The organism is Streptomyces sp. NPDC000410 (genome assembly GCF_040300305.1).
Lineage (GTDB): Bacteria > Actinomycetota > Actinomycetes > Streptomycetales > Streptomycetaceae > Streptomyces.
Window position 1 is genome coordinate 41,646 of the sequence record NZ_JBEPDM010000050.1, and the last position, 6,843, is coordinate 48,488.

General features: G+C 65.8%; 3 protein-coding genes. 2 read left to right on the forward strand and 1 reads right to left on the reverse strand.

Annotated elements, in window-relative coordinates:
* Positions 1-11: 11 nt before the first annotated feature.
* Entirely contained in the window at positions 12-1,223 is a 1,212-nt protein-coding gene (locus ABT342_RS31830) for a cytochrome P450 (protein ID WP_351581522.1), read from the reverse strand.
* A gap of 415 nt (positions 1,224-1,638) precedes the next feature.
* Between ABT342_RS31830 and ABT342_RS31835 the strand changes: the two genes are divergently transcribed.
* Both ABT342_RS31835 and ABT342_RS31840 read left to right on the forward strand, forming a co-directional pair.
* The gene (locus tag ABT342_RS31835) at positions 1,639-1,851 is read left to right on the forward strand and encodes an MbtH family protein (protein WP_351581524.1); all 213 of its coding nucleotides are present in this window, start codon (positions 1,639-1,641) and stop codon (positions 1,849-1,851) included.
* 165 nt (positions 1,852-2,016) lie between these two features.
* Positions 2,017-6,843 (forward strand): non-ribosomal peptide synthetase (locus tag ABT342_RS31840; protein WP_351581526.1); only part of this gene is annotated, 4,827 nt, incomplete at its 3' end.

The window sequence follows — 6,843 nt, forward strand, 5'->3', positions numbered from 1 at the left end:
CGGTGTCGTCGCTAGGCGGCAGCGGTCGCTGTCAGCCTGACCGGGAGATACTCGGGCCCGTTGACCACGATCGAGGTCAATCGAGTGGGTGTGCCGTCGAGTTCGATGCGAATGGACCTGCGCAGCAGCTCGTTGTAGAGAATTCGCAATTCAGCGCGGGCGAGTACGCTGCCGAGGCAGAAGTGCTCCCCGAATCCAAGGGCGAGATGCCGGTTCGGCTTTCTCTGGATGTCGAACTGGTCAGGTTCTTCGAATACAGACTCATCGCGATTCGCGGAGGGCAGCCAGAAGGTGACACGATCGCCCACCTCGATGCTGTGCCCGTGTATGTCGATCGGCCGCACCGCGGTGCGCATGATATGTGTGGCCGTGGATGTCCAGCGAAGTATTTCTTCGACTGCGGAGGGCAGCAGGCCCGGATCCTCCGACAGCATGCGCCACTGATCGGGATGCTCGAGAAGCGCGAGCATCCCGCCGGCGGCTGCTATGCGTGTGTTCTCGGTGCCGCCGACCAACAGATTGTCGCAGTTGAGAATGATGTCTTCCGGCGAGAGGGGAGTTCCGTCGATACTGGCAGTCGCCAGTATGCTCACCAAGTCGTCCGACGGATTCGCCGCCTTGGCCGCCTGGAGATCCTCGAAGTACCCCATGATGTCCAGATGCGCGAACCGCTGGGTCATGGGGTCGCCGGCGCCGAAGGCCTGGCTGGTCAGCTTGAACAGGTGCTCCCAGTCGGAACTCGGAACGCCCATCATGTTGCAGATCACGTACAGGGGCACGCGGGCCGCGATGTCCGCCACGAAGTCACAGGTACCGCGAGCGAGCGCGTCGTCGATCACACGGTTGGCGACCTCGGTCATTTCCGGTTCGAAACCGCGTACCGACCGAAGGGCGAACCATTCGTCGACCAGACCCCTGAGCTGACGATGCCTCGGCGGGTCGGTGAGTGCTAGCGTGCGCCCGCCGCCCGGGTCCTCGCCATGTTCGGCGGGGCGCAGAAGAATGCCCTGAGCCGAGCTGAAAGTCTCCGAGTCGCGGTATGCCGTACGTACGTCCTCGTACCTGGTGAGCGCCCAGAAGCCGGGCAGGTCCGTCGGCGGGTGCCAGTACACGGGTTCATTGGCCCGAAGCCAACGCCATTGTTCAAAAGGGTCGCCGTGCGAGTACAGCTCCGGATCCACGAGGTTGATCTGCGGACGGGGCTGGGCCGGCTCGCTGTGCATGCGGGGATACCTCGCTAGTTCGCTCGATTTCGAGACCAGGTACTCGGCGGCCACGCGGCAGGCAATAGATTATTGCGGACCCTGAATATGGCTGGCACGGTGGCACGATGCGCTGTTGACCGTCAAGGTTCGACAGGAGCCACGCGCGTGTGCATCGAGGTGTTCGCGCAGGTATTGACGGGGTTTTCTCGCAGGTGTTCACGTGGGTGTTCACGTGGGTGTTCAACCGGCGCCGGCGCGCAGTTGAACACCCGGACCGCCGTGCGTCGTGGGTGATCGCTGACTGTTGATCGCATGAAGAACGCTGATGCATAGTGATCCACGGCAACCAGGCACTTGTTGGGCTGGCGCGAATGGTGCCGGCAACCCCCGTAGCGTTGCGATCCACATCATTCACTCGAGAGGGGACGGTCCCGTGACGAATCCGTTCGACGATCCCGACGCCAGCTATCTGGTCCTGGTCAACGAGGAAGGCCAGCACTCGCTCTGGCCGGTCTTCGTGGATGTGCCCGACGGCTGGAAGACCGTATTCGGTGAGGCCGCACGCCAGGAATGCCTCGACTACATCGAGAAGTCCTGGACCGACATGCGGCCCAAGAGCCTCATAGAGGCCATGGAGAAGAAGTAGACCGCATCGTACGGTCAGCGCGGCGCGACATCCTGCGCCGTCTCCGGGGGGCGCCGGCCTGGCCGGCGCCCTTCAGGTGTTATCGGGGCCTCTTCCGGGCGAGGAGGCATCGTCAACTGCCGTGAAACGCCGGGTCGCAACATCGAATGATTGGGGTGGGCGGGAATGGGCGCGTCCGAGGGCGATCTCCTGGAACTGATGTCAGGCCAGCTCGGCATCTGGAACGCTCAGAAGCTGGCGCCCGACAACCCCATCTACAACATTGCCGAATGCATCGAGATTCGGGGCGACTTGAAGGTCGACCTGTTTGTCGAGGCACTGCGGCGTACGATTGACGAGGCCGATGCGTATCATCTCCGCTTCCGTGAGAAGGCGGGGATTCCGTTTCTGTTCATCGACCGCTCGTACGAATTCCCGATCGACGTTGTCGATCTGACTGGCGCGGCGGACCCGCGTTCGGACGCCGAGCAGTGGATGCAGCGGGACGCGCGCCGCCCGGTGGACCTCTTCAACGAGCCGCTCTACGTCCAGGTGGTGTTCAAGCTTGGACAGAGCCACTTCATCTGGTACCAGCGAACGCACCACCTCGCCATCGACGGATACAGCGGCGTGGTCATGGCCGGCCGCGTGGCGCAGATCTACGCCGCTCTCCTGGAAGGCCGTCAGGACGACGACGCAGCCCTGGAGCCGCTGTCCGTACTGATGGAATCGGACATTGCCTACAGGGAGTCGGAGGACTTCGACCGGGATCGGGAGTTCTGGCTCGAGACCCTTTCGGACCTGCTGGAGGACGCCGGTCCTGGCGCGCATCGGTTCAGGGATCTGCCGGACGCGCCGATCCGGCACACCGAAGAAGTCGGCGCGGATGAGGCCAAGGGCCTCAAGGCGTCCGCACGGCGGCTGAAGACCAGCCTCGCCGGCCTGTTGATCACTGCCGCCGGCGTGTACCAGCACCGCGTCACCGGGGCGCGTGACGTCGTCGTCGCCGTCCCCGTCCTCGGCCGCGTGGGGAAGAGGGAACTCGGCATACCCGGTTTGACGGCCAACCTTCTGCCGATCCGGCTCACGATCGATCCGGGAACCTCCGTCGCCGATCTCGTACGGCAAGCCTCGAAGAGGATCCGTGAGGGGCTCCGGCATCAGCGGTACCGCTATGAGGACATACACCGTGACTTGAACCGGATCGACAGTGCTCCGCTCTGCGGCCTCTACATCAACGTCATGTCCTTCGCCTACCCGCTGGCGTTCGGCGACTGCGTCACCACCGTGCGCAACATCGTCCCCGGCCCTATCGACGACCTGGGCATCGACGTGTACGACAGGTCGGCCGACGGCGCGATTCAGATCGCGGTCGGCGCGAATCGGGACCTGCATGACTCGGACGCGGTAAGGGACATCTCTCGACGCTTCAAGAAGGTTGTGGACTGGATCGCGGCAGCATCCCCGGCGGACGTGGTCGGCCAGGTTGAGCTGCTGGGTGCGGGTGAGCGGCGTCGGGTGTTGGTGGAGTGGAACGACACGGCGGGTGGGGTGCCGGCTGGGACGTTGGCGGGGTTGTTCGAGGTGCAGGTGGGGCGGTCTCCGGGTGCGGTGGCGGTGGTGTTTGAGGGTGTGGAGGTGTCGTACGCGGAGCTGGATGTTCGGGCGAATCGTCTGGCCAGGTTGTTGATGGGTCGGGGTGTTGGTCCGGAGTCGGTGGTGGGGGTGGCGCTGGAGCGTGGGGTGGATCTGTTGGTGGCGCTGTTGGGTGTGTTGAAGGCGGGGGGTGCGTATCTGCCGGTCGATCCGGGGCTGCCGCGGGAGCGGGTTGAGTTCATGTTGGCGGATGCGGGTGCGGTGTGTGTGGTGACGCCTGAGGTGGTGGGGGAGTCGGCGGGCTTTGAGGGTGGTCCGGTGGGTGAGCGGTCTGTGTTGCCTTCGCATCCGGCGTATGTGATCTATACGTCGGGGTCGACGGGTGTGCCGAAGGGTGTGGTGGTGTCGCATGAGGGTGTGGTGAACCGTCTTGTGTGGATGCAGGAGCGGTTCGGGTTGGTGGCGGGGGAGCGGGTTCTTCAGAAGACGCCGTTTGGGTTCGATGTGTCGGTGTGGGAGTTGTTCTGGCCGCTGCTGACGGGTGGGGTGTTGGTGGTGGCCCGGCCGGGTGGGCATCGGGATCCGGGTTATGTGGCTGAGCTGATGGCCGAGCAGCGGGTGTCGACGGTGCATTTTGTGCCGTCGATGCTGGAGGTGTTCCTGCGGGAGCGGGATGTCGCGGTGGGGTGTGGGGGGCTGCGGCGGGTGGTGTGCAGTGGTGAGGCGTTGCCTGCCGTGGTGGTGGAGCGGTTCTTCGAGGTTTTCGAGGGTGTGGAGCTGCACAACTTGTATGGGCCGACGGAGGCTTCCGTCGACGTGACCGCTTGGCAGTGCGCGCCCGGCGAGGGTTCGGTGCCGATCGGTCGGCCGATCACGAACACCAAGACGTTTGTGCTGGACGGCGCGCTTCGGCCGGTGCCGGTGGGTGTGGTGGGTGAGCTGTATCTGGCGGGTGTGCAGTTGGCGCGTGGCTATGTGGGGCGCCCGGGGTTGACGGCGGAGCGGTTCGTGGCGAATCCGTACACGGGCACCGGTGAGCGGATGTATCGCACCGGGGATCTGGTGCGGTGGAGTGCGGATGGTGCGCTGGAGTATCTGGGGCGGGCGGATGATCAGGTGAAGATCCGGGGGTTCCGGATCGAGCCGGGTGAGGTTCAGGCCGTGGTCGCCGGTCATCCGCAGGTTGCGCAGGCGGCGGTCGTGGTCCGTGAGGACGCCCAGGGCGACACCCGCCTCGTCGCCTACGTCGTACCGGAAGCCGACAGTGACAACGGTGAACTTCCGGATGCTGTGCGGCAATTCGCATCGGGCCGAGTCCCGGAGTACATGGTTCCGTCTGCCGTGGTCGTGCTCGATGCGCTGCCGTTGACGGTGAACGGGAAGCTGGACCGCAAGGCGCTGCCCGCCCCGGAGTACGTGTCCGGTGGGGGTCGGGGCCCGGCGAACGCGCGCGAGGAGATCCTGTGCGCCGCGTTCGCCGAGGTGCTCGGCCTGGAGCAGGTCGGGGTCGAGGACAACTTCTTCCGGCTCGGCGGTAATTCGCTGCTGGCCGTGACGCTCATTGAGCGGCTGCGCACTCAAGGCGTCTCGCTGGAGGTGCGTGCGTTCTTCCAGTCGCCGACTCCGGCGGGTCTTGCCGCTGCGGCGGGTGCGGAGACGCTTGTGGTGCCGGCGAATCTGATCCCTGCGGACGCCGTGGAGATCACGCCGGAGATGCTGCCGCTGGTGGAGCTGTCCGCCGAGGAGATCGAACGCATTGTCGCGGGCGTGGACGGTGGGGCTGCCAACATCGCCGACATCTACCCGCTCGTACCGCTGCAGGAAGGCCTGCTGTTCCACCACTTGCTCGTGGGCGAGGGCGAGGACGACGCGTATGTGACGCCCACGGTGCTGAAGTTCGACGCGCGGGCGCGGCTCGATGCGTTCGTGGATGCGTTGCAGCGGGTGATCGACCGGCATGACGTGTTCCGCACCGGTGTGGTGTGGGAGGGGCTCCGCGAACCGGTACAGGTGGTGCGGCGCCACGCCGCGCTGCCGGTGAAGCACGTGGAGCTGGACCCGAAGGCCACGGACCCGGTGGCCGAGCTGATGGCGATCGGCGGCCGGTCCATGGATCTGCGAGAGGCGCCGCTGGTCGACGTACATGTGGCGGTCGAGCCTGGCACGGGCCGTTGGCTGGCGGCACTGCGCATGCATCACATCGTTCGGGACCAGACGACGCTGGCAGTGGTACTGGAGGAAGTCGAGGCCTTCATCGACGGTCGGGGCGGCGACCTGGCGGAGCCGTTGCCGTTCCGGGATTTCGTGGCGCAGACACGGGGCGGGGAGGATCGCTCCGAGCATGAGCGGTTCTTCGCGGAACTCCTGGGTGACGTGAGTGAGCCGACCATGCCGTTCGGCCTGGCGGATACGCACGGCGACGGGGCTGACGCGACCCACGTGCGTGTCGGGTTGGAAGCACCTCTGGTGGAGCGGGTACGGGAGGTGTCGCGGCGGCTGGGTGCGAGTCCGGCGACGGTGCTGCATGTGGCGTGGGCACGGACGCTGGCGGCGGTCAGTGGTCGTGATGATGTGGTGTTCGGGACGGTTCTGTTCGGCCGTATGAATGCGGGAGCCGGAGCGGACCGGGCGCCGGGTCCGTTCATGAATACGTTGCCGGTTCGCACGCGGGTGGACGAGGTGGGTGTGTTGGCGGCGGTTGCTGCCATGCGCGCGCAGTTGGCGGGTCTCCTTCAGCATGAACACGCGCCGCTGGCGGTCGCCCAGCAGGCCAGCAGCGTGCCGGCGGACATGCCGTTGTTCACGTCCCTGTTCAACTACCGGCACAGCGGCGGCACAGGCGTCGTGACTGGCGTGGGCTTGGACGACGTCGAGATGGTGTTCGCGCGGGAGCGCACCAACTTTCCCCTCTGGGTTGCGGTCGATGACGACGGGGAGGGGATCGGGCTCGCGGTGGACGCCGTGCCACCGGTGGACCCAGAGGCCGTGACAGTGCTGCTGCGTACGGCGCTGGAGAACCTGGTCACCGCGTTGGAAGAGGCCATGGACGCCGATAGCGACCGACCACTGAGCTCGGTGGATGTGCTGGGTGCGGGTGAGCGTCGTCGGGTGTTGGTGGAGTGGAATGACACGGTGGGTGAGGTGCCGGCTGGGACGTTGGCGGGGTTGTTCGAGGTGCAGGTGGGGCGGTCTCCGGGTGCGGTGGCGGTGGTGTTTGAGGGTGTGGAGGTGTCGTACGCGGAGCTGGATGTTCGGGCGAATCGTCTGGCCAGGTTGTTGATGGGTCGGGGTGTTGGTCCGGAGTCGGTGGTCGCGGTCGCGCTGGAGCGCGGGGTGGATCTGTTGGTGGCGCTGCTGGGCGTGTTGAAGGCCGGAGGGGCCTATCTGCCGGTCGACCCGGAACTTCCCCAAGAACGG